Genomic DNA, 24810 nt, shown 5'->3' on the forward strand with positions numbered 1-24810 from the left:
CGCTTTTCAGTTCTATACAAAGCAATCAGCTATTACAGGGATTCAGCGGTCGCAACCACGTTTTCCACGGTAAAGCCAAATTCCTTGAACAGCAGCTCGGCCGGTGCAGACTCACCGAAGGTGGTCATGCCGATGATCTTGCCACCGAAACCGACGTACTTGTACCAGTAGTCGGCGATGCCCGCTTCGATGGCGACACGCTTGGTGACGCCGGACGGCAGGACGGACTCCTTGTACTCGGCAGACTGGGCGTCGAATACGTCGGTGGCCGGCAGGGAAACCACGCGCACGGCGCGGCCCTTGGCAGTCAGCTGCTCATAGGCGGCCACGGCCAGCTCCACTTCGGAACCGGTGGCGATCAGGATCAGCTCCGGGGTACCGGCGCAATCCTTCAGCACGTAGCCACCCTTGGCCACATCGGCCAATTGCTGGGCGGTACGGTCCATCTGGGGCAGGTTCTGGCGGGAGAAGATCAGCGCAGTCGGGCCGTCCATACGCTCGATGGCGTGCTTCCAGGCGATGGCGGATTCAACCTGGTCACATGGGCGCCAGGTGCTCATGTTCGGGGTCAGACGCAGGGAGGCGATCTGCTCGACCGGCTGGTGAGTCGGGCCATCTTCACCCAGACCGATGGAGTCGTGAGTGTAAACGAAGATGGCGCGCTGCTTCATCAGGGCGGCCATGCGCAGGGCGTTGCGGGCGTACTCCATGAACATCAGGAAGGTGGCGCCGTAGGGGATGAAACCACCGTGCAGGGCGATACCGTTCATGATGGCGGACATGGCGAACTCGCGCACACCGTAGTGGATGTAGTTGCCTGCCGCGCTCTCTGGGGTGAGCGACTTGGAACCGGACCACATGGTCAGGTTGGACGGGGCCAGGTCAGCGGAACCACCCATGAACTCGGGCAGCAGCTTGCCGAAGGCTTCCAGAGAGTTCTGGGACGCTTTACGGGTCGCAATCTTGGCCGGGTTGGCTTGCAGGGTCTCGATGATCTTGGCAGATTCAGCGGCCCAGTTGGCCGGCAGCTCGCCTGCGGTGCGACGCTTGAATTCGGCAGCCAGCGCCGGGTGAGCGGCTTCATAGGCGGCAAACTTGGCAGCCCAGTCGGCTTCCAGCTTGGTACCCTTCTCCTGACCGTTCCACTCGGCGGCGATGTCGGACGGAATGACGAACGGCGCGTGGTCCCACTTCAGGAAGGCACGAGCGGCGGCGATCTCGTCGCTGCCCAGCGGTGAGCCGTGGCAATCGTGAGAACCGGACTTGTTCGGTGAACCGTAACCGATGATGGTGCGGCAGCAGATCAGGGTCGGCTTGCCGGTCTCGGCCTTGGCCGCTTCAATGGCGGCATTGATGGCTTCCGGGCTGTGACCGTCCACGGCCGGGATGACGTGCCAGCCGTAGGCTTCGAAACGCTTGGGGGTGTCGTCGGTGAACCAGCCTTCAACGTGACCGTCGATGGAGATACCGTTGTCATCCCAGAATGCGATCAGCTTGCCCAGTTGCAGGGTACCTGCCAGGGAGCAAGCCTCGTGGGAGATGCCTTCCATCAGGCAACCGTCGCCCATGAAGGCGTAGGTGTAGTGGTCAACGATGTCGTGACCCGGCTGGTTGAACTGCTCGGCCATGGCCTTTTCGGCGATCGCCATGCCCACGGCATTGGTGATGCCCTGACCCAGCGGGCCAGTGGTGGTTTCGATGCCCGGTGCATAGCCGTACTCCGGGTGACCCGGGGTGCGAGAGTGCAGCTGGCGGAAGTTTTTCAGATCGTCGATGGAGAGGTCATAACCGGAGAGATGCAGCAGAGAGTACAGCAGCATGGAGCCGTGGCCATTAGACAGAATGAAACGGTCGCGGTCGGCCCACTTGGGGTTGTTCGGGTTATGCTTGAGGTGGCTGCGCCACAACACTTCGGCGATATCCGCCATTCCCATGGGGGCGCCTGGGTGACCGGAGTTGGCTTTTTGAACGGCATCCATACTCAATGCGCGAATGGCATTGGCAAGCTCTTTACGAGAAGGCATCTGTATCTCCTGCGATTGCTTCATTTGATGGCCAAGATTAAGGCGCGTTATTGTCCCAGCAGGGGGCGTGCGGTGCAAATATTATCTGGGCGAATAAAGTGGCTTTGGGAGCTCAATCGCTTTTCTTGCCAGGGCAAACGATTGAGTTGTCATCGACTTGCACCCCAAATGGGGTAAAGCACGTATCTTGTTCGGCCAGCACGGGGCAAAACCAAAATAGTGCTGGCAATCGAGAAGGGCGCTAACTAAAATGGACGTCCAGATGTAGATACCTCTACAATCATCCTATCATCACCCGGTTATTGCTGTGGCGATAACCCCAGACAAGCTGAGAATCCCATCATGGCAAAGCTGTTTACTTCCGAGTCGGTCTCCGAAGGCCATCCCGACAAGATTGCGGACCAGATCTCCGATGCGGTACTGGACGCCATCCTAAAGCAAGATACCAAGGCCCGTGTCGCCTGTGAGACCCTGGTCAAGACCGGCATGGTCATGGTAGCGGGTGAAGTAACCACCTCTGCCTGGGTAGATATCGAAGAGATAGTGCGCGATACAGTGCGTGACATCGGCTACACCCACTCCGACATGGGCTTCGACGCTGACTCTTGCGCCGTGCTGAACGCCATCGGCAAGCAGTCCCCTGACATCAACCAAGGCGTTGACCGCAGCGATCCGCTGGAGCAGGGCGCTGGTGACCAGGGCCTGATGTTTGGCTACGCCACCAACGAAACCGACGTGCTGATGCCCGCCCCCATCACCTACTCTCACCTGCTGGTGAAGCGTCAGGCCGAAGTACGCAAGAACGGTACCCTGCCGTGGCTGCGTCCGGATGCCAAAAGCCAGCTGACCTTCGCCTACGACGACGCAGGCAAGATCCTGGGTGTGGATGCCGTTGTGCTCTCTACCCAGCACAGCGAGTCCATCAGCCACAAGGATCTGGTGGAAGCGGTGCGCGAAGAGATCATCAAGCCTGTGCTGCCGGCCGAGTGGATCACCAAGGACACCAAATACTTCATCAACCCGACCGGCCGTTTCGTTATCGGCGGCCCCATGGGTGACTGCGGTCTGACCGGTCGCAAGATCATCGTCGACACCTACGGCGGCATGGCCCGTCACGGTGGTGGCGCTTTCTCAGGCAAGGATCCGTCCAAGGTTGACCGCTCCGCCGCCTACGCTGCCCGCTACGTGGCCAAGAACATTGTCGCCGCCGGTCTGGCGGATCGCTGCGAGATCCAGATCTCCTACGCCATCGGCGTAGCCGAGCCGACCTCCATCAGCGTCGAAACCTTCGGTACCGCCAAGGTGGCCGAAGATCTGCTGGTCAAGCTGGTACGCGAGCACTTCGAACTGCGCCCGTATGGCCTGATCGAGATGCTGGATCTGAAGCGCCCCATCTACCAGGCTACCGCTGCCTACGGTCACTTCGGTCGCGAAGAGTTCCCGTGGGAGCAGACCGACAAGGCCGAGCTGTTGCGCTCCGCCGCTGGCCTCTAAGGCACTCAGTTGTGATAAAAGGGGAGCCTGGCTCCCCTTTTGCTTATCTGCTGACCGACGGAAATCCCATGTCTGCTACCCCTGCTCATCTCGAACAACTGCTGCATCAACGGGTCGACGCCTGTTTCGTGCAGGCCGAGGCGCGCCTCGGTCGCACCTTTGCCCGCCCGCGTATCCACTGCAACATGCGGGGCCGGGCGGCAGGCTCGGCGCGGCTGCAGACCTGGGAGCTGCGCTTCAACCCTGCCCTCTATCAGGCCAACCAGCAGGCGTTTCTGGACGAGGTGGTGCCCCATGAAGTGGCCCATCTGCTGGTCTATGCCCTCTGGGGTGAGGGTCGGGGCAAGCATAGGGTATTGCCCCACGGCAAGCAGTGGCAGTCGCTGATGCGGGAGCTGTTCGGCCTTGAGCCCAGAACCACCCACAGCTTCGATCTGACGGTGCTGGCCCAACGCACAGTGCCTTATCGCTGTCACTGCCAGCAGCATCAGCTGTCGGTTCGCCGCCACAACAAGGTGGTGCGCGGTGACGCCCTCTACCACTGCCGCCGTTGCAAGCAGCCCCTGGAGCGGGAACAGCAGGTGCCAGTGCCTGCACAGTAAGCCAGCCCGTGTCGCAACCCTGTGTTAGGGTGCCTTCTCTTTTCATCCAACCGTTTCATTGCCAAGGATCTTCATGTTTCGTCCCCTGCTCTCTGTCGCCCTGACTCTGTTGGTCAGCCTGCCCCTTCATGCCCAGACTTTTCGCACCGCCAAGCAGGATCTGGTCAAGCTCTATCAAACCCAGCCCACAGTCACCACCTTCTACTGCGGCTGCGACATTCGCTATCAGGGCAAAAAAATGAGCCCTGATCTGGCCAGCTGCGGTTATGAACCGCGCAAGCAGCCCAAACGAGCCGCCCGTATCGAGTGGGAACACGTGGTACCCGCCTGGGAATTTGGCCATCAACTGCAGTGCTGGCAGCAGGGTGGACGCAAAAATTGCAGCAAGAGCGATGAGTTCAACAAGATGGAGGGGGACATGCACAACCTCTTCCCCGCCATCGGCGAGGTAAATGGCGACCGGGCCAACTACCGCTTCTCCGACTGGAATGGCACCCCGGATCAGTACGGCCAGTGCCAGATGCTGGTGGACTTCAAGGAGCGCCGGGTGCAACCACCCAAAGGGCTGGTACGAGGCCAGATCGCCCGCGCCTACCTCTATATGAGCCAGCAACACGGGCTGCGCCTCGCCGCGCAACAACGTAAACTGTTCGAAGCCTGGGACAGGCAGTACCCGGCTGATAGCTGGGAGTGCGAGCGCAACCGCCGCATCGGCAAGCTGCAGGGCAATACCAATCCCTTCATTGAAAAGCAGTGCCAATAACCCCATTTGACTAAGGAGGGGGAGCGCCCCCTCTCATCATGAACCCCTTCAACCTCTGTCGCGTGAGCCTTGCTCAGCGCCTCGCAGTAGGATATTGAAGGGTTTCCAAGCAAGAGACTGATAATCAGCCATGCGCATTCCACGTATCTATGAAGCGGCCACCCTGCAAGTTGGCCAGCCCCTCGCCCTGTCGGAAGACGGTGCCAACCACATCGGCCGGGTACTGCGCATGCAGCCGGGCCAGCAGCTCGAGCTGTTCAATGGCGACGGCAATCAATATGCCGCCACCATCACCCTGGTCGGCAAGAAATCGGTTGAAGTGACCATCGACAGCTGCGAGCAGCGCTCGGTGGAATCCCCCTTCGCCATCCATCTGGGCCAGGTGATCAGCCGGGGTGACAAGATGGACTTCACCATCCAGAAATCCGTCGAACTGGGTGTCACCTGCATCACGCCGCTCTTCTCCGAGCGCTGTGGCGTCAAGCTGCCCGCCGACAGGCTGGAGAAGAAACGCGAGCAGTGGCAGAAGGTGGTGATCAGCGCCTGCGAGCAGTGCGGCCGCAATGTGGTGCCCGAAGTTCGCATGCCGATGGAGCTCGATGCCTGGCTGGCGGAAGAGACCCAAGAGCTCAAGCTCAACCTGCACCCGCGCGCCCCCTACAGCATCAACACACTGCCGGTGCCGGAACACGGGGTGCGCCTGCTGATCGGCCCGGAAGGGGGCTTGTCCAGCGACGAGATCGCCCGTACCGTGCAGGAAGATTTCAAAGAGATGCTGCTGGGGCCGCGGGTGCTGCGCACCGAAACCGCCGCCCTGACCGCCATTACCGCGCTGCAGTGCCGCTTTGGCGATCTCGCTTGATAACATAGGCTGCATCGACGCAGCCTCAAGCGGCCGATTACGCTGCGCTAATCGACCCTACAACCCTATCGAGCCATTAAAAAGGAACAGCGGATGACCATTAAACTCGGCATCGTGATGGACCCCATCTCGGCCATCAACATCAAGAAAGATTCCAGCTTTGCCATGCTTGAAGAGGCGCAAAAGCGCGGCTATGAGCTCTTCTATCTGGAGATGTCGGATCTCTACATGGAAGCCGGTCGCGCTTTTGGCACCATGCGCCCGCTGACCGTCAAATATGACTATGCCGACTGGTATACGCTCGGCGAGGTGGTGGATCAGCCGCTCTCCAATCTGGATGTGATCCTGATGCGCAAGGATCCGCCGTTCGACACCGAATTTATCTACGCCACCTACATGCTGGAGCGGGCCGAGGATGAGGGCTGCCTCATCGTCAACAAGCCCCAGAGCCTGCGCGACGCCAACGAGAAGCTCTACACCGCCTGGTTTGCCGAACACACCCCGACCACGCTCGTCACTCGCAGAGCAGACAAACTGCGGGCCTTCCACGCCAAACACAAAGACGTGATCCTCAAACCGCTGGACGGCATGGGCGGCGCCTCCATCTTCCGCATGAAGGAAGATGATGCCAACGTCGGTGTCATCATCGAAACTCTCACTGCACACGGGAATCAGTACTGCATGGCGCAGACCTATCTGCCCGCCATCAAGGATGGCGACAAGCGGGTGCTGGTGGTTGACGGTGAACCCGTACCCTACTGCCTGGCGCGCATTCCGGCGAAGGGGGAGACCCGTGGCAATCTGGCGGCCGGTGGCCGTGGCGAGGCGCGCCCCTTGAGCGAAGCGGACTGGGCCATCGCCCGCGCCGTCGGCCCGACCCTGAAAGAGAAGGGCCTCATCTTCGTCGGCCTCGACATCATAGGCGATAGGCTGACCGAGATTAACGTCACCAGCCCGACCTGCATCCACGAGATCGAGGCCGCCTTTGACGTCTCCATCACCGGCATGCTGATGGATGCCATCGAGCGTCGGCTGGCGAAAGCCTGAATCGCCACAGCCAAACGGCAGTAAAAGAAGAGGCGGCCCCGGGGCCTAATGCCGATCAGTTAAGGATCCATTGACCGATCCTGCTGATGTGTAAAAATCCGAAACCTGTTGATTTGGTTTCGGATTTTTTATGCGTATTGAACAGGCCCTCGACTTCCTTCACGCCAGCAATGACGACAGATTAGATACTGGGCCAACCAGTTTTGGTACTGCTTCATTGATACCTCTTAAAACCGCTATCCAAATTAATTGACTGGATTGGTATCCGTCTTAGGCTGTGCTGCGCGGTAAGCGTCCATTATCGGAGCCCAGGCCATGCCGCTGGGGGTGGGGTACTGTTGATAGGCATCGCCGTATGCTTTATCAAAATCGTCAAACCACTCTTTGTAGACTTTGATGACGGGATTTTCCTTGTCTTGCGAGGTTTGAATTTCCTTCGCAATCCCCCTGGCCAGCAGGATATCAGGCTTCACTTTGGCATTGGTTAAAAACGCTTCCACATAGCCGCCGGTGGCCATGCCTAAGCCAATGTTATCGCGGCGTACTTCACTCCACTCATCCCTCACCTTGATGCGATAAGGTTGCGCAATCATGCTTTCTAGCTCTGCGGGCAACGCCAAGCTAATGCGATAGCGCTTTTTGTCATGAAATGAAATCCACTCCACTTCCACCTTATCGGGGGCGGGGTGAATGTCTCGGCGACCGGCAGTGATCAACCAGCGATAGTCTCTTTCACGAAGCGATTCTGCATCAACTCGGCTAGACGCTCCGTTGGTTGAGGCATCCACCAACTTGCCCTGACGATAAAAGAGCACCTCCGTCACCCATATCTCATCCGCATTGGACCCCACCATATGGCGCCAGTCCAGTTGTTTGGGGCCTGTGGGGGCAGCTTGGCAGGCTGTGACAAATGGCAACAGCAGCAAGAAGAGTATCCAGCGCATTAATAACCTCCCTTTTGATTACCCGTCAGCTTGCGGATCTCTTTGTCAGCAACCCTGTTAGGCTTGTTGACTAGCCCGGTATCTGCGCTGTAGTGCAAATAACTCAGCCGCAACTTTTGGTACACCTCATCAGGTAAGCTACGAGCCAAGTTGATCACCTCTCCGCGCCGTTGGGCCACATCAACCCATAGCTCATCGAGTTTGGCTAAGTTCACAGTGGGATACGAGAGCGCACTATCTAGGCGGTAGGCATTGTCACCTTGTGATACCCACTTCTTAAAAGGCACTCCAGCATCCCGTGCCGCTTCCACCATCATGTGCAGCGGAATACGTGAATATTCCCCTTCCACCACCCGGTGCAGCACCACATCGACGCGTATGTTTCTATGACCACCAGATTGACTGCCCGTGATCGGTGCCAGCGGCCTGGGGCGCACATTCAGATAGCCAAGCTGAGTGGCATCACTATGGCTAGCCAGAGACACCACGCCCTTGGCCCACCCTTGCGCCACCCGCATTTTGGCATAGGCACTGGCATCCCGATATGCCTGGGCATCGATGGGATGAACGTGCGGCATCGCATCGGTATTGAAGGTCGCGATCACGCAGTTTTCAGTGATGAGCGGTGAGGCTACGTTGGGGTCACGCAAACTCCAGCGGCTGTAATAACCCCCACCGATATCGGAGTGGGCGCCGGGAATAATCACTTCGGTAAAATTCTCCGCAATCGCGGTACCTGCGGCATCGTCGGTAATACGGGTCAAGTCAAAGTGATAGCGCCACTCGTCAGCCGCCACGACATGTACAACCCGCTCGGCGCAGTCAGGGGTCAGCGTCACATTTCGTTTACCCCACAGATAGGAGCTGACCACGGTATCAAACAGCCCGACAAACTGGATGCGCACATCATCACGACTGGCCCAGTCAAAGCCCGCTTTCAAGGGAATATCGGGGTCAGCGGCCATGGCCTCCACCAGAGGGTGATCGCCCTTCTTGTCAATACGGTTTACAAACTGGCGAGCGGCAGAGGCGCCTCGACTAAAGCCAAAGACATCGAACTCGACCTTATGAATGCACTCGATGATAGGCAGTATGCTCTCGAGTTGCTCTTTTATCTCTGCAACAATCTGGGTACGACAAGCCTGTTCGACACGGGAGGCGCTGGAGGTCTCTCCCTTATCTGCCCCCAGACCTATACCGGTGTCATCCTCACCTTGGGTTGTGCCTATTCCCTCAACATAAACCTTCACGATAAGAGAGCGCTTACTTGGGGGAAGATACAAGTCATGAGCCTTGCCGATATTGGTGATATCGTTCTTCTCACTGTTATTCAGACCATCAGGCAACGCCCCTTCAAAACACTGCTCCAGCAATACCTGCTGCTCTTCCGGGCTGCATTGCGCCAAGGCCTCCTCCAGCGCGCTTTTCCCCCCTTTGTGCTTGAAGGTGTTATTGGCTGTGCCGTCAAAGAACACCCCGATACGCAGTATCGTGAGCTGATAGCCCTTCACCTCAATCACGTAGGAGTGCTTGGTGATAAAGCGAGGCGGTTGGGCCTGTCCGGCTTTGTGCCCTTTCGGTAGCGGCTGTTCGGGGTCGGTGAGGCAAAGGTCGCCGGTGGTCACTTTGACGTGCTCGCGTTTCACATCGCAGTGCCCAAAGAGCTTGTCGGTATAAGCTGGAACTTGGCTGGTTTCGCCCTCCTTGAGAGCTTTACGGGACTGAGCTGCTTTGAGCCAAGGCTGGGTTTCCAGCTTGACCGTCACCGGACCGACCGCAAGACCTTGCACCAGGGTCGGACCGTCTTTCAGGGTTACGGTTTGGGTTTTACCTGCAGCGTCGGTCAGGGTGGCTTTTTGCCCTTTGAACGAGCGGTTCTGTTCATCCCGAACGTCTATCTCAATCCAGCAGTTACTTTGCTCACAAGGGATGCAGTAGGGAGAAATCGCCATTAGCTGGCTCCTATCAATTCAGGGTGTCTGTTCAGCCAGTTATTCACCTGAGCCATTTCGTCGTCAGTTAGCATCAGCGGCGCTCTGATGGCATCAAGCGCCATGCTTGCCTGCAACGTGAGAGCGCCAGCTACAACGCCATCAAGGACGTCGCCTTCTAACCCACCTTGATTGGCCTGCTTGAGGACTATGGTAATTGCGGACTCCGGATTGGGATGACGCACCATCATATCCTCCATGCGCTGCCAAAGGTGTCGAGAGATGATGTATGCGTGACGGCCCTCGTCATACAGGGGTGTCAGGTGGTGAGGCTGAATGCGAAACCAGGGCGCTTGGCGAGGAGTAAATTCGGCCTCAGGAGTGCGCTGCCAAGCGCTGTCGTTGGCCCAGAGGCTCAAGCAGGGACCCAGTACATCATCGATCTCCTGCTGACTCATGGTGTCCAGCATCTTGGGAAAAATCCGATTATCGGCATAGCGCAGCCACATGACCTCGCCTTCAAAGGCCACCTCTATCAGGCTTTGCCAGTGCTGCTGCAGAGCATCGATAGCAGCATCACTCACGATGTATACGCCGCCCAGTTGCGGATGAGCGGCGATAAACTCGGGAGAAGGACCGGGGAGTAGCCAAGGGCCCTGTTCGGCTTGGTCTGCGAATGCGGTACCGGCAAATAACGCAGAGGCATGTTCGCCCCCCATGGCGCAGAAACTCGTAACGGCAGTGGTATCGAGCGCAGCATCGACGATGGCAAACAGTTGGCCGGGGTGTTGGCTACGCCACTCTTGAAAGGTCATGCCTTACCTCCTTGTGCAAAGGGACAAGGCTTTACCAGTGGGGCCATGGACTCCATGCTCTTTTGAATCGAGAACGCAGGGATGGTAGCCGGGGGAGCAGGGGGGACTTCAACACCGCCCGGCAAGCCGGGCATCTGACCCGCCCACCCGGAACCCGCGCCGGGACTACCACCGGAGTTCATCTTGATGGTGGGGCCAACCAAGGTGACGCCACTGGGGTCGACTTTCAAAAAGCTGCCGCCGACCTTAAGCGTCAACTCGGAGCCCGCTTCCAGCACTATCTTGTTGCCTGCTTTGAAATGCACTTCTTGTCCAGCTTCCACCAATAGTGCCTGTGCAATCTTCTGATGAAGGGATGCATCAACGGTCAGCGAGTAGTCGCCCTTGATGTGGTCGCGCTTCTCGCCCTCGACCGTCAGATGGTCGTTGGCCTTGATGCGGGTCACCCGCTCGTTGTCGATATCACGGTGCTCGTCGTGCTTGATGTGCCAGGCTGCATCGTTTTCGATGAGCACGTTCAGGTCTTTTTGACCGTGAATATAAATCTCTTCCTGCCCCGCCTGGTCTTCGAAACGTAGCTCGTTAAAGCCCTCACCCTGATGGGTTTCGGTGCGCAGCACGGTACGGGTCTTGTTGGCTGGTAGCTCATACGGCGGCCGGTTGGTGGCGTGATAAGTGCGACCGGTGACGATGGGCTGGTCAGGGTCTCCTTCCAAAAAGCTCACGATGACCTCGTGGCCGATACGCGGGATGGCCATCATGCCATACTGACCGCCTGCCCAACCTTGCGATACCCGAACCCAGCAGGAACTCTGGTCGTTGCTTGAACCGTAACGGTCCCACGGAAATTGCAGCTTCACCCGGCCATGCTCGTCGCAGTAAATCTCTTCCCCTTCAGGGCCGACCACGCTGGCGATTTGCGGGCCATCCACCATAGGTTTGCGCTCGAGCCTCGGGCGCCAAGTCTGTTGGGTCTTCACCACCGAGAATGCATTGGTGATGGTGGTGGGGCCATCGCCCCCTTCCTCTTCCAACGCCTGCGGCTGGGTACCGGTGTGGGTGATGCTGACGATTTGCCAAGCTATGTTGAGGGCAGCATTGCGGTGCTCAGAGAGCGTGAAGGTTTGACCGGGTAGCAGGGCAGCGCAGTTGGATTGCCCCGAGCTCATCATGGCGTCATTGCGCAAGGCATCTAGGCGATGTTGGGTGAAGGCCTTGCCGCTCGGGTCTTGCTTGAAGCGACCCGGATAATCGAAGTGCTGGTAAGTATCCCGTTGATGCTCGAGTCCACTCCCCATCTTCTTCTGGGAGAGGCTGTAAGCCGGGGTCTTGAAGCTGTAGTCCTTGAGCTCTACCTCTGCGGGGCGCACTGATTCGCGGTAGTGGAACTTGCGCACGTAGGGGCCTTGTTCCAACGAGCGGTTGCCGAGGTTGAAAAACAGCTCGGGGCCTGCGGTCAGCGCCGCTGCATCGTCGGCAAAGACGATGCGATGCTTGCTTTGCTCGAATTCGTGGAAGTAGAACAGCCCTTCTTCGGCAGCGAGGCGGTTAACGAAATCGAGGTCGGTCTCCCGGTACTGCACACAATACTCCCGCTGGGCATGCTCATTTTTGAGCGCAAAGGCGTAGTCGGTGATGCCATGTTCTTGCAGCAGGATGGAGAGGATTTCGTCTGGTTTCTGTGCCTGAAAGATGCGGGAGTTTTGGCGCAATCCCAATCGCCACAGCGCCGGTTTGACCTCCAGGCTGTAACGGGTACGACGAAAGCCGCTGTCCCCTTGCGCAAACTCACTCACCACCCCGCATACCCGGCGTTGCAACTCGCCGTTGTACCACACCAGCAGCTCGCAGGGCTGGTCCAGCACAGCACCGAAGTCAATGTCCGGTTGGTGGCTGGCGACGTCCAGCTTGAGGCTAAACGGGCTATTCAAGCCCTCATCAAGTTTGAAGCTCGCGACCGCAAAGGTGTTGTCAGCCAGTGCGCCAACCTTGACGGTGAATTGTAATCCTGTGCTCTGTGCCATGACTCTGTTCCTTATCCTGCCTGCCCACTGCCCGAACCAATCACCACACCACCGCAATCCACTGCGGTGCCTGTGACGGCGATGGGCTTGCCGTTCACCAATACCGACCCCACACCACCGGCAATGCTGCGCGGATGGGGTGGATTGTTGGGCTTGTCGTGAGGTGCTAGCGGGTCCGACTTCCGGGCCACTGGCTTACCATTCAGGAACACATCGGGACTGGCGGCTATCACCGGGGTCGGCGGAAAGCCATCGTGGTCGGTGCCAATGTCACCGAGCAATGCAATGGAGGGACACATAACGTAAAACCTCTTGTGTGCTTTGCCATCCCCCCGCACTCGCTACCACGGTAATCCCCATTACATCAGCAACCAGACAGGGGGATGGCAAAACATAAAAGCTCCGGCAGCCAAAGACCGACCGGAGAAAACACGGGATAAAGGCCGGTGCACACCGGCCACAGGACACAAGGAATACCAAAGTACGAGCGTGAGGCTTACGCCTCGCTAGGGGCACGCCAGTCGTCAGAACCGGAGGTGCCGGCAACAGTGTGCTCCCAATCAATCTTGCGGTACGCAAGAGAGACCTGGATAAGCTGGGTGAAGTCAGACTTGGCAGGGTCTTGGCAATGCGGCATCTGGCAGTCGATATCGACGATGGTGGCATCAGTCAACACGGTAGAGAAGAAGTGCTCCTGTTTGCCTTCCACGGAAGTGCGATACCACTTCAGGGTCACTTTCGGCAGCATCTCGCCGGAGGCCAGGGCGTTGTACATCAGGGGTACGGCCTTGTTCAGGGCAACGGTGAATTTGAACGGCTTGTGGACGCGCTGGCCGGCAGGCTGGCCGGATTGCGGGTCAGTCGGCACGGTCACAACGTGTTGGAACTCTTGTACCAGCATCTCGTCTTCGTGGCCCTGCACGAAGATGTTACCGACGGAATCGGAGGTGAAGGCACTCGCGGTGATGTTGCCCTGGGTTTTACCTTCGATGCTGATATAACATGGAGTTGGCATGTGTATGCTCCTAAATGGATGGGTGAAATGAGCTAGCACTCGACCAACCTTTAGCAGTGACCATGCCACTTTATTGAGCTGTTAATTATCAACAACTTACAAATACCCGCCACAACACAGCCTCAATCAGCAGCAAGATGTTGCGCCAGACAGGGTATCAATCCATAAATGGTTGCATTGTTAGCGTTAAATTCCATACATTGCGCAATGTATTGCGCGATACAGAACTACTGGCCACCCTCGTCAACATCTCCCACTAACGCAGCATCAATATTCAGCCGCACCAGCCCCTGCTTGAGCACCCAGGATATCGCCTGGCCCTTACCCCCAGCCTCTCGAGGATACGCTTGAGGTGAAAGGAAACTGCGCACTCAATTGTTACTCCCCCCGAAACACTGATATCCCTGCCCACGGCGCTTGGATTCCTTTTTGGCAAGGTATGCTGCATGGAGCAGCACTTTTTTTATAGCCACAGGATCATCTGAGAAAACTTCGTGCTGTCCCTCCTCTGACAGTTGAACCAACCCTCGCCTCCTACAAAAATCAATTGATACATCCGCTTCAAAGACGGCTCGATGCCAAGCTACTCTAAGCTTGTTTGCCAGATTCATATTCTCAGACTTAAAGTTCCCCAGAGAGTAATAGGTATCCCCATTTAAGAAAAACATCAAGTGATAGTGAGGAACGACAGTCTCTGCTGTTTGCTCCCTCGCCCAAACATATCTGATTGCTGTTTTGCGAACTCTTTTCCCATTTGTAGCTTGGCGTATCTGATCCAGAACAAATAGTTTTTCAATTTCCGTAAAGAATGCTTTCAGCACAGCGCCATGATAACGTGAACTATCTTCTGATAGCATCCTGGTAAAAACATTATCAGGGAAGTGCAGGTCGACTCTAAAAGCAAAGACCCTAGAGTATTGAGCAAAAGCATCATTCATTACAGTAACAATTTTACTGAGGTTATCCTTATCGAAAGTATACCCACTGTTCTGGTAGTGGCGTTCAACCGCCACTCGATATTCATTAAGAGTGTTAAACATATTAAACTCCATAAATAAAAGCATGGCCACATGCAGCGAATGTATGCCTGCATTAAAATTAAGGTAGCAGTTTGCAAGTGTGCACTAGCACACTTTCATTGAAGGTTTGAAACAGTGCTATCAACTTAGCGATATGATGGATTATGGATTTCGGTATGCTGATAGTTATGACATCCATATGTTTGTACTGTCGATCTGCATACTGTGTATGCAGTTTTATTCGGTATTTATTTTAACTCCTTATTTATATATTACTATTGCCGACACCAAAGTATTGAATGTAAAACCAACCTAATAACTCTAGCCCCTGATAGGACAAGACTTGTAGCCTGAGCAACAAGCTAATTTATTTCAATTACTCGCCAGAAATTATCCCTAACGAAGATTTCTTTTCTCTTCAATCCATGACTCTATTTCAGAGCTAACCCAAGCAACAGATCTTGGACCGATCTTAACTGATGCTGGAAATTTCCCATCATTCATCTGACGGTAAACTGATGCCTTAGAAAGTGATGTCATTGCGATGACATCTTTCAACTTAAGTAGTTTCATGATGAGCTCCTTTGTCGTCCATAGGACGTGGTGCTCGTGTAAAAATATAGCGGAGTTGAGGCACTAACATGGGGAGCTAAGCTAAATAACTGATCCTAATAGTGCTACACCTTCACTGTTTCATAGACATTCCCAGGGAGAGATGACACGGTATACATGAAGAGTTTCACTCGAACCAGCAGGCTAGCCATTCCTCTGCATTGGTGATTGCATGTGATGGTTTCATGTAACTTGTGCTATGTATTCAACGTTAGCGATCCAGATATCATTCACCAGCTGAAGGCATCTCTTTATGATCCTCGCAGAGGATCAAGTGGCCCAATTATTGGTATAGACATTTGATTACCTAGCGGCTTTATTTAGGCAAGTCCAGCGCGCCTATCATTAGCGTCCGATTAAAATCGTGGCGATCCCCTCTACCAAACTACAGTAATTACCAAAAGACGCCGATCAACATGTCCGTTGATAGAGATCGCATGCAAATCCCCCACATAGTGTGGCCTTAATGACCTTCAATGGAGCACAATAAAGTGGGCTAACGATGAGAAGAAGCACAGTAACCCTGTGCTAAGAAATGGAAAAAAACGACAGAAATACATTGCAAATCACACAAAAACAAGTTAAAAAACAACCAGAAAACAACTTAAAACAATACTAAAATTACTTAGTAATTAACTTTTTTTGGAGCTGATAATGTTATGCCAACAGAATTGGATGAGAATGGTCTAGAAATAAAACCAACTGTCACTTTATCAAAAAGAGAAAGGGAGTTCGCCCTCAGATTATTAAATAAAGACATATCCTTATCAGTAAGTGATGAGGATATAATTAGCCACCTATCCAATAACAGCAACATCCTTATAAACAGAGCTAATTGTGGACTTGGCTCTCCCCTTATAAGTTTTGAGGGGAAAGTTACCCCCCGAGAATTAATAATAAGCAGCATTAAATCTGAGTGTATAAACGAAACAAATTTCAGCTGGATAGATACAAAAAATGATCGCTTGTGCAATTATGCATGGTCATATATACGCTCTTTAACTACACTCTCTTTTATGTCACCTTCGACTATGGATGTAGGCGTCAGAATAGATGGTGCATTTGAGGTGACTGTCAGTATGCATCCATATAACATCTGGAATCTTGACTCTTGCCCAACTAATAACATCAGCAAAAAAAACTGCATAATTTCGTTTTTTGATATACTCAATACGACTAACGAACAAAAAATAAAAGATGTTAATTATTTAAAAACTAAATGGCAAATTGCAAGTCAAAAGGGTGATGCAAAGTTATGGATGGATAAATGTGATGATAAATGGGCATGGAGTTATTTGTTTGAAAATATAAAAACAGGAAGTAATAGACCTCCGATATGGTTCATCAACAAAGATAATTCGTCGACAATCAAAGACTGCATTATTACGCTCTTTGACCTACTAAATGAAATACCAACAGCCAGAGAACTGATGCTTAGGAAAATGAAATCGGCCTGGTCACAGAAATCATTTCGTGACAAGAACAATGGGAAAAAATCAGTTAGTGTTGTTTTGCCAGAAAAAACAATTAGCATGCTAGATGAAATTTGCATTAAAAATGACAGAAGAAAAAATGAAGTAATAATTAGATTGATACAAGAAGAATATGAACAAATAAAAAAAGGCGGACACTAGTCCGCCTTTTTCAAATCTATAGACACTAAACTTTACAGCGACCATGAACTTGATATGCATCCTCTTAAGATAAAATGATGAGTTCAATTTACCTTCCACTCTCCAACCTGATAGCTCAGAACAAGGTAGTTCTTGAAAACATGATCTAGTAGCAACATAACTGTCATTCAGGTGTATTTAGTTCTCTGTCTCATCAGAGGGTTACTCTTAGGGAAAAATCATGTGGATTGAACACATCTAACTCACCTGTATACTTTAACAATAGAAATTCAAACACCTTAATAAATTCATCACTAAGGATAAGGTTAAAAAATATCAATGTGGCATGTAGCAGACGCTTAACTCGCAACTATTAATTACGACTTCGAAAATCAACTGAAATAACGTTAACTGGATTGTATTGCGCTGGTTTTATTAAAGTGCAGACAAAGTCCCCCCACTGCTCAAACAATCTAGTTACCTGTTCTGCCCTTTTACCTGCCTGGTAAGTAGCAACAAGACGATCACGTTTACTATGATTGAGTGCCAGTTCAATAACACTTTCATTTGCATCTAAATATTCAGCACAACAACTGGCAAAAGTACGGCGTAAATCGTGAACGGTAAATACCTCACTTTGTGGCATAGTGAGTGCTCTCACTTTATTAAGCACCCAGCGTAAGGCATTTCCATCAATATGGCCCTGTCCCGCATCATGTTCACGAATGGCTTCGAAGACCCAAGAACTACCTCTGCTGATAGCTCTCTGAGAGGCGATCACATCAAGAGCCAATGGATGAAGAGTTATTGTATGCTCTTTGCCATTCTTAGCATTACTGGCTGGAATGACCCACTTATTGCCAATAATCTGATCCCACGTCATGGATGTCGCCTCTCCACGTCGCGCCCCTGTCAACAAGATCAAGCACAAGCAGTTAACCTGCGCCGGATGATAGCCTCCCTCATTTAACCCAAGCCAAAAGGCTGCAATCTCTTCACGACAAAGCCAGCGTTGACGAGGAGGTGGCGCCTCAGCCCCAATTGTTGATGGCTTAATGGTTCGAGCTGGATTTAGTTCGAGCAATTCAAGGTTTACAGCATGATCTAGCATCTGAGCACAGATAGTCAGTGCCTTTCGTGCAGCCTGTATACTGCGCCCTCGTACCTTAGATAAGTGAGCAAACAACACTGCTCGCGTCACATCCTTCAGTAACAGACTACCAATGGCTTTGCTTATATATAGTCGGTGAGTATGACGGTAGGCTTCAACGGTAGATGCTCGGGCAGGCTTGGCAACTTGCTTCCACTCCAACCACTCTTCAAAAAACGCATCAAATGTCGGCATAGCAGACCGCTTCACTTTGGATGCTTTGGCAACAGCAGCAGGATCTTCTCCTGCCTTAACCAAAGCTACAGCCTTACCGTGCTCAACCCGCGCAGTCGCCAAGCTCATAGCTGGGTAAGAGCCCAATGTGAGTTTTCGGGCCTTATTATTGATACGATAACGGTAAAGCCATGTTTTAGAGCGCCCACCACTGCGAACCTCGATACACAACCCACCACCAGCACCACTAGCAACAGCAATCACCTGCCGTTGGCCATCCTCCGCCTTCAAATTGGCGATTTCCCGATCTGTCTTAAGCGCCACCCTAGCCCCCTTTGTTCAAGCTGTGTACACAATAGCATTTTGAGTACACAACTGCGTACACAAAATACCTGGCTACCAGTGATTTCACCTGAAACGCAGTGAGACAAAAAAATCTTTAATACATTGATAAAAAAGATCTTAAATTAAAAAATGAGACTTCACGACACCCATGGAGACTCACTAAAGACCAACTTCCTGTTCAACGTCTAATCCCATGAGAGGCCAGCATTTGCTGGCCTCTTTTCTATCTGTACTTGTCAGGTATCTTCCGGCAAATGTCGTAAAAAAAACCAGATTGTTGGGCTTTTGCACGACAGCGACCAATAACTCGCCAAACGCACCCAAATTCGGTTTTTCTGACAAAAAAAGGGTTGACGCCCCAGAGCCAGATACGCATAATTCGGCCCGCACAGTGACGAGGCAACGACTCACTGGAAGCACGGTTGGCTATGTAGCTCAGTTGGTTAGAGCATCGCACTCATAATGCGAGGGTCACAGGTTCGAATCCCGTCATAGCCACCACTATTTCTGAAGTTGGGGTATCGCCAAGCGGTAAGGCAGCGGGTTTTGATCTCGCCATTCCTAGGTTCGAATCCTAGTACCCCAGCCATTTTTAAAGGTGTTTGATAGTCTTTGTCAGGCATCACTGTTGGGGTATCGCCAAGCGGTAAGGCAGCGGGTTTTGATCTCGCCATTCCTAGGTTCGAATCCTAGTACCCCAGCCATTTTTAAAGGTGTTTGATAGTCTTTGTCAGACATCACTGTTGGGGTATCGCCAAGCGGTAAGGCAGCGGGTTTTGATCTCGCCATTCCTAGGTTCGAATCCTAGTACCCCAGCCATTTTTACCCGTCATCGACCTGTCGATGATTTGCTGTGGTAAACGTGAGAGATTTTGATCTCGTCAACGTGCCTAGGTCCAAACCCTAGTACCCAGCAATTTTTACTTGTATTTGACTCGCGTCGAGCACAAGACGGCTATGTAGCTCAGTTGGTTAGAGCATCGCACTCATAATGCGAGGGTCACAGGTTCGAATCCCGTCATAGCCACCATTAATTTTTCTGTTGGGGTATCGCCAAGCGGTAAGGCAGCGGGTTTTGATCTCGCCATTCCTAGGTTCGAATCCTAGTACCCCAGCCATTTTTACCCGTCATCGACCTGTCGATGATTTGCTGTGGTAAGCGTGAGAGACTTTGATCTCGTCAACGTGCCTAGGTCCAAACCCTAGTACCCAGCCATTATTACTTGTATTTGACTCACGTCGAGCACAAGACGGCTATGTAGCTCAGTTGGTTAGAGCATCGCACTCATAATGCGAGGGTCACAGGTTCGAATCCCGTCATAGCCACCATTAATACTGCGGAAGTGGCGAAATTGGTAGACGCACCAGATTTAGGTTCTGGCGCCGCAAGGTGTGAGAGTTCGAGTCTCTCCTTCCGCACCATTAATAGCAGTACCAAACAAACCAGCTCATGCTGGTTTTTTTGTACCTGTTTTTCACCAGGCAGCCTCTTGTCATCCCTTGCCCAGCTCACACCACAGCCCTGCTCAACCGCGGTTGCCCCTCCCTGTACTCGCGACAGCCCAATAAAAAGCGGCTCGCAGGCCGCTTGTCTCTTTGCCCTGATAACCACAGGTCAGAACGGGAAGAACCAGGGGATGGCGATGACGCTCACCACCATCACCAGCAGGGTGAAGGGCACGCCAATGCGCACGAAATCCATGAACTTGTAATTGCCAGGCCCGAGCACCAGGGTATTGACCGGCGACGAGACTGGCGTCATGAAGGCCGCCGAGGCCGCGATGGCAATGGTCATGGCAAATGGATAGGGTGACACGCCCATCTGCTGGGCCGTGCCGAGTGCTATGGGCGCCATCAGTACTGCCGTGGCAGTGTTGGAAATAAACAGCCCAATCAGGGCGCACAGGGCAAACAGGCTGGCCAGCATCACCCTTGGGCCCATCTCCCCCACTGCGGCTATCAGTCCGCCGACAATCAAGTCCACCCCGCCGGTCTTCTGCAGTGCCAGGGCAAAGGGCAGCATGCCAACGATGAGGATCAGGGTTGGCCAGTGGATGGCCTTGTAGGCGCTCTCCATATCGATGCAGCGAAATTGTCCCATCAGCAGGCAGGCAATCAAGGCCGCTACGACGTTGGGCACAGGGTCGGTCACCATCAACACCACCATGATCCCGAGGCAGATCAGTGCAGGGATGGCCTGACTGCGGGCTGGCGCCATCTCATCCACCTCGGCGGGCAGCCCAAGCAGCAGGAAGTCACGGTTGTGGGTGTGCAGCAAGCGGATCAGGCTCCAGTTCCCCACCACCAGCAGACTGTCCCCCATCAGCAGGGGATCGTCCACCAGCTTGCCGGTCAGCGCCTCGCCGTTGCGGCGGATCCCGACCACGCTCAGGCCATAGTGGGAGCGAAACGCCACCTCACGAATGCTTTTGCCCAGCAGGCGGGAGCCGGGAATGAGCGACACCTCGGCCATGCCGACCTCCCGCGCCTGATCGGAGAAATACTCACCACGCAGTATCATGGGCTCGAGCCGAGCCTCGCGGCAAAACTCGCGAATATCCACCTCGGGATCGGACATGTCGATCAGCAGCACATCCCTGGCCTGGAACTCGGTAACGCCGGAGACGGTGACCATTACCCGCCGGAACTTGCGCCAGCGCTCCACCCCTATGACGTTGGCACCGTAACGGGCGCGCAGTTGCAACTCGTCCAGCGTGTGGCCAATCAGGGGGGAGTCCGGGCGCAATGCCAGGCGGCGAGCCCGCCCGGTCAGGCGGTAATCACGGATGAGCTCCCGCATGGTACTGCGCCCTGCCGGCTTGCCTTTGCCCTCCTCCCCTTCACACACCAGGGAGCCCCGCATCAGCAGCATGTAGAGGATCCCCATCGCCAGCACTATGACCCCCATGGGAGAGAAGTCGAAGAAGCCGAAACCAGGCATGTCGTGGCGCATCAGTTCACTGTTGACCACCATGTTGGGCGGGGTCGCCACCAGCGTCATCATGCCGCTGATGAGGCCGGCAAAAGCGAGTGGCATCATCAGCCTGCCCGCCGGTATCCCCATGCGGTTCGCCACGCTCAGCACCACAGGGATGAAGATGGCCACCACCCCTGTGCTGCTCATCACGGCCCCCAGCAGGGAGACAGCCACCATCAGCAGTACCAGCATGCGGATCTCGCTGCTGCCCGCCACCTTCACCAGCATATCCCCCACCTGATAGGCAATGCCGGTACGGACCAGCCCCTCCCCTACCACGAACAGGGCAGCGATCAGAATGACGTTGGGATCGCTGAACCCCGCCAGCGCCTCCGGCAGGGTCAGGGTGCCACTCAGCACAAACAGTATGATGATCAACAGGGCAACCACGTCCATGCGTACCTTGTTGGTCATAAACAGATAGATGGCCCCCACCAGCATGCAGAGGACCCAGATCAGTTCGGCATTCACACTCGCTCCTTTCGTTCATCTCCGCCATTGCACCAGGGTGCAACCACGGACTCCATCAGACCACAGCTTATTCTGCCCCGATTTGTTACATATCAATAAAGGGGAGGAGCATCATCGCATATCCCTCCCCCCACGCGGTTCGTAAAAGGGTACTTCGTCGTCACACTTCTTTGACCCATTCTTTGATGTGGCTCAGGCCGGGGCGGACAAAAGTCCTGCGGCCGACTCCGCGCAGCCCCTAGAATAGGTCCGTTCCGATCACCTCCCTTTTTTCAAATTTTCAAAGGAAACGAAAATGAGCATATTCGAGTGGTTCAGCATCAATCACACCCTGGTGACCATACCGCTGGGCGGCGGTTACGCCATGTCGTGGATTGAAGCCATCGGCACCCTGTTTGGCCTGGCCTGCATCTGGTTTGCCAGTCAGGAGAAGACCATCAACTACCTGTTCGGCCTTATCAACGTCAGTCTGTTTGCCATCATCTTCTTCCAGATCCAGCTTTACGGCCTGCTGATGCTGCAGCTCTTTTTCTTCTGTGCCAATCTCTACGGCTGGTACGCTTGGACTCGCCCCGCCAACGATCAGGGGGACACACTGCAAGTCCGCTGGCTGAGCAAGTCCAAGCTGATGGTGACCGCCGCCCTGAGCGTGCTGGCCATTGCCCTGCTGACCCGCTATATCGACCCTGTGTTCGCCGCGCTGGCGCGCACTTCCGTCTCACTGCTCAACCTGCTGGGCGCTAATCTCGCGACCCCTGAGCCCTCCCCCGATGCCTTCCCGTTCTGGGATGCCAGCATGACGGTGCTCTCCGTGGTCGCCCAGAGCCTGATGACCCGCAAATACGTGGAGAACTGGATCCTCTGGGTGGTCATCAACATCATCAGTATCGGTGTCTATGCCGCCCAGGGCGTCTATGCCATGTCGCTGGAGTACCTGATCCTGCTGTTTATCGCCGCCAACGGTACCCGCCTCTGGATGCTGGCGGCCAAACGCCAACGGCAGGAAGTGATCGCATGAGCCTGCTGCCCCACCTGCAATGCCGCCCGGATCAGATTGCCGAGCGGGTGGTGCTGTGCGGCGACCCGGCCCGGGTCGATCGCATCGCAAACCAGCTGGCGTCGTGTGACGTACTGGGCCAGCACCGGGAGTTTCGCCTGATCAACGGCCGTTATCAGGGATTGCCAATCACAGTCTGCAGCACAGGCATAGGCGGCGCGTCGGCCATCATAGCGCTGGAGGAGCTGGTGCAAGCCGGCGCCCGAGCACTGGTCAGGGTCGGCTCGGCGGGTGCCTTGCAACATGAGATAGCACTGGGAGATCTCATCGTGGTGGAAGGGGCCGTGCGCCACGATGGCGCCTCACAAGCCTATCTGCCCCCCGAGTACCCTGCCTGCGCCGACATTCGCCTGCAGGCAGCCCTGCTCGACCACATCGCCGCCAGCGGCCTGCCCCATTGGCACGGTCTGGTGCGATCCCACGACAGCTTCTACCGGGATGACGAGCTGGCGGTGTGCCGCTACTGGCACGAGCGCGGCCTGCTGGGGGCTGACATGGAGACAGCCTCCCTGCTCACAGTGGGTCGCCTGCGCAAGGTGCGGGTCGCCGCCGTGCTCTGCAACGTGGTGGCATTCGAGCAGGACGTGCAGCAGGGCGTGGGTGACTACGCCTGCGCCGAGCAGGCCATGATGACCGGCGAGCGACTGGCCATCGCCGCCGCGCTCCATGCCCTGGTGCAGTAAGCAAGGCTCATCCTGACCCCTTCAGGGGCTGGCACCGCAGCGGCCCCTGACAAAACGTTAAGCCCGGCACATTCAATGGCACGGGCGCTGGTATCCGGCCCGCGCTCTTGCTAGCCTCATGGCCCTCGTTTCCCCCGCGGGCTTCTCATGCAGCAACAACCCTATCCTCTCGGCCGCTTTCACGCCGAACTCAGCCAGCAAGAACCCGAATTTGCCAGGGCACTCGAGGAGTGCAGCCTGTTCCTGCGCCGCTACCTGCCGGGCGAACCCATCATGCGGCAGGGGGAGCAGAGCGAGTGCCTCTATCTGGTGGAGACGGGCCGGGTCTCCCTCAACAGCACTGTGCACTCGGGGCGCATCTTTCAGCTCGGCGAAATAGCCTGCCACAACCAGATCTTCGGCGAGATGGAGTTCTTTAGCGCCACCCCGGTGCAGTGGAGCGTGGTGGCCGAGACCGAGCTGGATGCCAGCGTCATCTGTGCGCACAAGCTGGCCCGGCGGCTGCTGGCAGAACCCGGCCTGGTACTCTTCTTCGCCGCGGCCCTGGCCAGTGATTATCTCGATACCCTGGACATCACCACCAGCCGCTTGCTGCATCCCATCGCCTACAACATTGCTTATGAGCTATGGCGCGAGCGCCAGCGCACTCCCATGCTGGGTTCGCGCAAGCGGGCTCATGAAGCGGCGCGCTTTGGCACCACGGAGCGGGTCTATCGCCGCGCCCTCAAGGAACTGGTCGAGCAGGGAATCGTGTGCGAAGGCGCTGACGGCCTCGCCATCGCCGATCTCGCCAAACTGCGCGCCTACCTCAACCTTTAACTGCTATAAAAGAGACATCCCATGCATTCCCAATCCTACCCAGAGTTCACCTTCTTCAGCCGCTTCGTGACTGATATTCAGGCGGGCCGCAAGACCATCACCATTCGCGACGAGAGCGAAGCCAGGTGGCAACCGGGCCAGCGACTGGCACTCTTTACCAACCCCGAGCACCAGCCGTTCGGCACCATTGAGGTACTGTCGGTCACGTCGGTCGCCTTCGATGCCCTCAACGACGAACACGCCCGCCAGGAGAACATGACCCTGGCGGAGCTAAAACAGGTGATCCGGGATATCTACCCTGACCTGCCGCCACTCTATGTAATTGAATTCAAACTGCTTGCCTGATTGATGACCCGAGTCCGATTTGGC

The 24810-nt window shown here is 55.0% G+C and carries 21 protein-coding genes, 8 tRNA genes and 1 pseudogene; 18 read left to right on the forward strand and 12 right to left on the reverse strand.

Annotation, left to right across the window (positions count from 1 at the left end):
• Positions 1-32: 32 nt before the first annotated feature.
• Positions 33-2024 (reverse strand): transketolase, encoded by a 1992-nt coding sequence (gene tkt / locus AACX78_RS17310; RefSeq protein WP_159166936.1) that lies wholly within the window; start codon positions 2022-2024, stop codon positions 33-35.
• 342 nt (positions 2025-2366) lie between these two features.
• Here tkt and metK point away from each other — a divergent pair, with 342 nt between their 5' ends.
• The 5 genes from metK to gshB all read left to right on the forward strand — a co-directional run bounded on the left by metK (position 2367) and on the right by gshB (position 6792).
• On the forward strand, positions 2367-3518 hold the full coding sequence (metK, locus tag AACX78_RS17315) for a methionine adenosyltransferase (protein WP_021140072.1): 1152 nt from the start codon (positions 2367-2369) through the stop codon (positions 3516-3518).
• Positions 3519-3586: 68 nt separating this feature from the next.
• On the forward strand, positions 3587-4120 hold the full coding sequence (locus AACX78_RS17320) for a SprT family zinc-dependent metalloprotease (protein WP_159166937.1): 534 nt from the start codon (positions 3587-3589) through the stop codon (positions 4118-4120).
• Positions 4121-4193: 73 nt separating this feature from the next.
• Entirely contained in the window at positions 4194-4883 is a 690-nt protein-coding gene (locus AACX78_RS17325) for an endonuclease (protein WP_159166938.1), read from the forward strand.
• Positions 4884-5013: 130 nt separating this feature from the next.
• Positions 5014-5745, forward strand: coding sequence for a 16S rRNA (uracil(1498)-N(3))-methyltransferase (gene rsmE, locus AACX78_RS17330; protein ID WP_159166939.1), 732 nt, complete (start codon positions 5014-5016; stop codon positions 5743-5745).
• A gap of 93 nt (positions 5746-5838) precedes the next feature.
• A complete protein-coding gene (gshB, locus tag AACX78_RS17335; protein WP_159166940.1) occupies positions 5839-6792 on the forward strand; it encodes a glutathione synthase in 954 nt (317 codons plus the stop codon).
• Between the two features lie 245 nt (positions 6793-7037).
• On the opposite strand, the gene AACX78_RS17340 is transcribed toward gshB, so the two are convergent.
• The 9 genes and pseudogenes from AACX78_RS17340 to AACX78_RS17380 all read right to left on the reverse strand — a co-directional run.
• Positions 7038-7736 (reverse strand): DUF2931 family protein, encoded by a 699-nt coding sequence (locus AACX78_RS17340; RefSeq protein ID WP_159166941.1) that lies wholly within the window; start codon positions 7734-7736, stop codon positions 7038-7040.
• The gene (locus tag AACX78_RS17345; RefSeq protein WP_159166942.1) at positions 7736-9688 is read right to left on the reverse strand and encodes a T6SS phospholipase effector Tle1-like catalytic domain-containing protein; all 1953 of its coding nucleotides are present in this window, start codon (positions 9686-9688) and stop codon (positions 7736-7738) included. Before AACX78_RS17345 ends, AACX78_RS17340 begins: the two co-directional genes overlap by 1 nt.
• Complete coding sequence (locus tag AACX78_RS17350; RefSeq protein ID WP_159166943.1) at positions 9688-10482, reverse strand: DUF4123 domain-containing protein; 795 nt, start codon at positions 10480-10482, stop codon at positions 9688-9690. The genes AACX78_RS17345 and AACX78_RS17350 overlap by 1 nt, the downstream gene beginning before the upstream one ends.
• On the reverse strand, positions 10479-12506 hold the full coding sequence (locus AACX78_RS17355) for a type VI secretion system Vgr family protein (protein WP_159166944.1): 2028 nt from the start codon (positions 12504-12506) through the stop codon (positions 10479-10481). The genes AACX78_RS17350 and AACX78_RS17355 overlap by 4 nt, the downstream gene beginning before the upstream one ends.
• A gap of 11 nt (positions 12507-12517) precedes the next feature.
• Entirely contained in the window at positions 12518-12805 is a 288-nt protein-coding gene (locus tag AACX78_RS17360) for a type VI secretion system PAAR protein (RefSeq protein WP_159166945.1), read from the reverse strand.
• A gap of 197 nt (positions 12806-13002) precedes the next feature.
• The gene (hcp1, locus tag AACX78_RS17365) at positions 13003-13521 is read right to left on the reverse strand and encodes a type VI secretion system effector Hcp1 (RefSeq protein ID WP_021140316.1); all 519 of its coding nucleotides are present in this window, start codon (positions 13519-13521) and stop codon (positions 13003-13005) included.
• Positions 13522-13892: 371 nt separating this feature from the next.
• A complete protein-coding gene (locus AACX78_RS17370) occupies positions 13893-14561 on the reverse strand; it encodes a YagK/YfjJ domain-containing protein (protein WP_159166946.1) in 669 nt (222 codons plus the stop codon).
• 375 nt (positions 14562-14936) lie between these two features.
• Positions 14937-15113, reverse strand: a complete 177-nt coding sequence (locus AACX78_RS17375) for a helix-turn-helix transcriptional regulator (RefSeq protein ID WP_068982116.1) — start codon at positions 15111-15113, stop codon at positions 14937-14939.
• Between the two features lie 104 nt (positions 15114-15217).
• A pseudogene (locus AACX78_RS17380) lies at positions 15218-15404 on the reverse strand (IS630 family transposase); the annotation flags it as partial.
• A 407-nt stretch (positions 15405-15811) separates the two neighbouring features.
• Between AACX78_RS17380 and AACX78_RS17385 the strand changes: the two are divergent.
• Entirely contained in the window at positions 15812-16786 is a 975-nt protein-coding gene (locus AACX78_RS17385) for a hypothetical protein (RefSeq protein ID WP_159166947.1), read from the forward strand.
• 352 nt (positions 16787-17138) lie between these two features.
• On the opposite strand, the gene AACX78_RS17390 is transcribed toward AACX78_RS17385, so the two are convergent.
• Positions 17139-18413, reverse strand: a complete 1275-nt coding sequence (locus tag AACX78_RS17390) for a tyrosine-type recombinase/integrase (protein WP_159166948.1) — start codon at positions 18411-18413, stop codon at positions 17139-17141.
• A gap of 445 nt (positions 18414-18858) precedes the next feature.
• On the opposite strand from AACX78_RS17390, the gene AACX78_RS17395 reads away from it, so the two are divergent.
• The 8 genes from AACX78_RS17395 to AACX78_RS17430 all read left to right on the forward strand — a co-directional run bounded on the left by AACX78_RS17395 (position 18859) and on the right by AACX78_RS17430 (position 19856).
• A tRNA-Met gene (locus AACX78_RS17395) sits at positions 18859-18935 on the forward strand.
• Between the two features lie 13 nt (positions 18936-18948).
• Positions 18949-19023: transfer RNA gene (locus AACX78_RS17400), tRNA-Gln, on the forward strand.
• Between the two features lie 40 nt (positions 19024-19063).
• Positions 19064-19138 (forward strand) — tRNA-Gln (locus tag AACX78_RS17405).
• A 40-nt stretch (positions 19139-19178) separates the two neighbouring features.
• Positions 19179-19253 (forward strand) — tRNA-Gln (locus AACX78_RS17410).
• Between the two features lie 134 nt (positions 19254-19387).
• Positions 19388-19464 (forward strand) — tRNA-Met (locus tag AACX78_RS17415).
• 13 nt (positions 19465-19477) lie between these two features.
• Positions 19478-19552, forward strand: a tRNA-Gln gene (locus AACX78_RS17420).
• A gap of 134 nt (positions 19553-19686) precedes the next feature.
• A tRNA-Met gene (locus tag AACX78_RS17425) sits at positions 19687-19763 on the forward strand.
• Between the two features lie 8 nt (positions 19764-19771).
• A tRNA-Leu gene (locus AACX78_RS17430) sits at positions 19772-19856 on the forward strand.
• A 193-nt stretch (positions 19857-20049) separates the two neighbouring features.
• On the opposite strand, the gene AACX78_RS17435 is transcribed toward AACX78_RS17430, so the two are convergent.
• Positions 20050-21882, reverse strand: a complete 1833-nt coding sequence (locus AACX78_RS17435; RefSeq protein ID WP_159166949.1) for an SLC13 family permease — start codon at positions 21880-21882, stop codon at positions 20050-20052.
• Positions 21883-22177: 295 nt separating this feature from the next.
• Here AACX78_RS17435 and pnuC point away from each other — a divergent pair, with 295 nt between their 5' ends.
• From pnuC to yqfB, 4 genes are all read left to right on the forward strand, one after another.
• Complete coding sequence (pnuC, locus tag AACX78_RS17440) at positions 22178-22900, forward strand: nicotinamide riboside transporter PnuC (protein ID WP_159166950.1); 723 nt, start codon at positions 22178-22180, stop codon at positions 22898-22900.
• Positions 22897-23622, forward strand: a complete 726-nt coding sequence (locus tag AACX78_RS17445; RefSeq protein WP_159166951.1) for a nucleoside phosphorylase — start codon at positions 22897-22899, stop codon at positions 23620-23622. Before pnuC ends, AACX78_RS17445 begins: the two co-directional genes overlap by 4 nt.
• A gap of 147 nt (positions 23623-23769) precedes the next feature.
• Complete coding sequence (locus AACX78_RS17450) at positions 23770-24441, forward strand: Crp/Fnr family transcriptional regulator (RefSeq protein ID WP_159166952.1); 672 nt, start codon at positions 23770-23772, stop codon at positions 24439-24441.
• A 21-nt stretch (positions 24442-24462) separates the two neighbouring features.
• The gene (gene yqfB, locus AACX78_RS17455; RefSeq protein WP_059168406.1) at positions 24463-24786 is read left to right on the forward strand and encodes a N(4)-acetylcytidine aminohydrolase; all 324 of its coding nucleotides are present in this window, start codon (positions 24463-24465) and stop codon (positions 24784-24786) included.
• The last annotated feature ends 24 nt before the right edge of the window (positions 24787-24810 follow it).

The organism is Aeromonas sp. 9A (assembly GCF_963900955.1).
Taxonomy (GTDB): domain Bacteria; phylum Pseudomonadota; class Gammaproteobacteria; order Enterobacterales; family Aeromonadaceae; genus Aeromonas; species Aeromonas salmonicida.

Excerpts from the sequence above, each read along its gene's own strand:
- tkt (WP_159166936.1), bottom strand. The coding sequence starts at position 2,024 with ATGCCTTCTCGTAAAGAGCTTGCCAATGCCATTCGCGCATTGAGTATG.
- metK (WP_021140072.1), top strand. The coding sequence starts at position 2,367 with ATGGCAAAGCTGTTTACTTCCGAGTCGGTCTCCGAAGGCCATCCCGAC.
- AACX78_RS17320 (WP_159166937.1), top strand. The coding sequence starts at position 3,587 with ATGTCTGCTACCCCTGCTCATCTCGAACAACTGCTGCATCAACGGGTC.
- AACX78_RS17325 (WP_159166938.1), top strand. The coding sequence starts at position 4,194 with ATGTTTCGTCCCCTGCTCTCTGTCGCCCTGACTCTGTTGGTCAGCCTG.
- rsmE (WP_159166939.1), top strand. The coding sequence starts at position 5,014 with ATGCGCATTCCACGTATCTATGAAGCGGCCACCCTGCAAGTTGGCCAG.
- gshB (WP_159166940.1), top strand. The coding sequence starts at position 5,839 with ATGACCATTAAACTCGGCATCGTGATGGACCCCATCTCGGCCATCAAC.
- AACX78_RS17340 (WP_159166941.1), bottom strand. The coding sequence starts at position 7,736 with ATGCGCTGGATACTCTTCTTGCTGCTGTTGCCATTTGTCACAGCCTGC.
- AACX78_RS17345 (WP_159166942.1), bottom strand. The coding sequence starts at position 9,688 with ATGGCGATTTCTCCCTACTGCATCCCTTGTGAGCAAAGTAACTGCTGG.
- AACX78_RS17350 (WP_159166943.1), bottom strand. The coding sequence starts at position 10,482 with ATGACCTTTCAAGAGTGGCGTAGCCAACACCCCGGCCAACTGTTTGCC.
- AACX78_RS17355 (WP_159166944.1), bottom strand. The coding sequence starts at position 12,506 with ATGGCACAGAGCACAGGATTACAATTCACCGTCAAGGTTGGCGCACTG.
- AACX78_RS17360 (WP_159166945.1), bottom strand. The coding sequence starts at position 12,805 with ATGTGTCCCTCCATTGCATTGCTCGGTGACATTGGCACCGACCACGAT.
- hcp1 (WP_021140316.1), bottom strand. The coding sequence starts at position 13,521 with ATGCCAACTCCATGTTATATCAGCATCGAAGGTAAAACCCAGGGCAAC.
- AACX78_RS17370 (WP_159166946.1), bottom strand. The coding sequence starts at position 14,561 with ATGTTTAACACTCTTAATGAATATCGAGTGGCGGTTGAACGCCACTAC.
- AACX78_RS17375 (WP_068982116.1), bottom strand. The coding sequence starts at position 15,113 with ATGAAACTACTTAAGTTGAAAGATGTCATCGCAATGACATCACTTTCT.
- AACX78_RS17385 (WP_159166947.1), top strand. The coding sequence starts at position 15,812 with ATGCCAACAGAATTGGATGAGAATGGTCTAGAAATAAAACCAACTGTC.
- pnuC (WP_159166950.1), top strand. The coding sequence starts at position 22,178 with ATGAGCATATTCGAGTGGTTCAGCATCAATCACACCCTGGTGACCATA.
- AACX78_RS17445 (WP_159166951.1), top strand. The coding sequence starts at position 22,897 with ATGAGCCTGCTGCCCCACCTGCAATGCCGCCCGGATCAGATTGCCGAG.
- AACX78_RS17450 (WP_159166952.1), top strand. The coding sequence starts at position 23,770 with ATGCAGCAACAACCCTATCCTCTCGGCCGCTTTCACGCCGAACTCAGC.
- yqfB (WP_059168406.1), top strand. The coding sequence starts at position 24,463 with ATGCATTCCCAATCCTACCCAGAGTTCACCTTCTTCAGCCGCTTCGTG.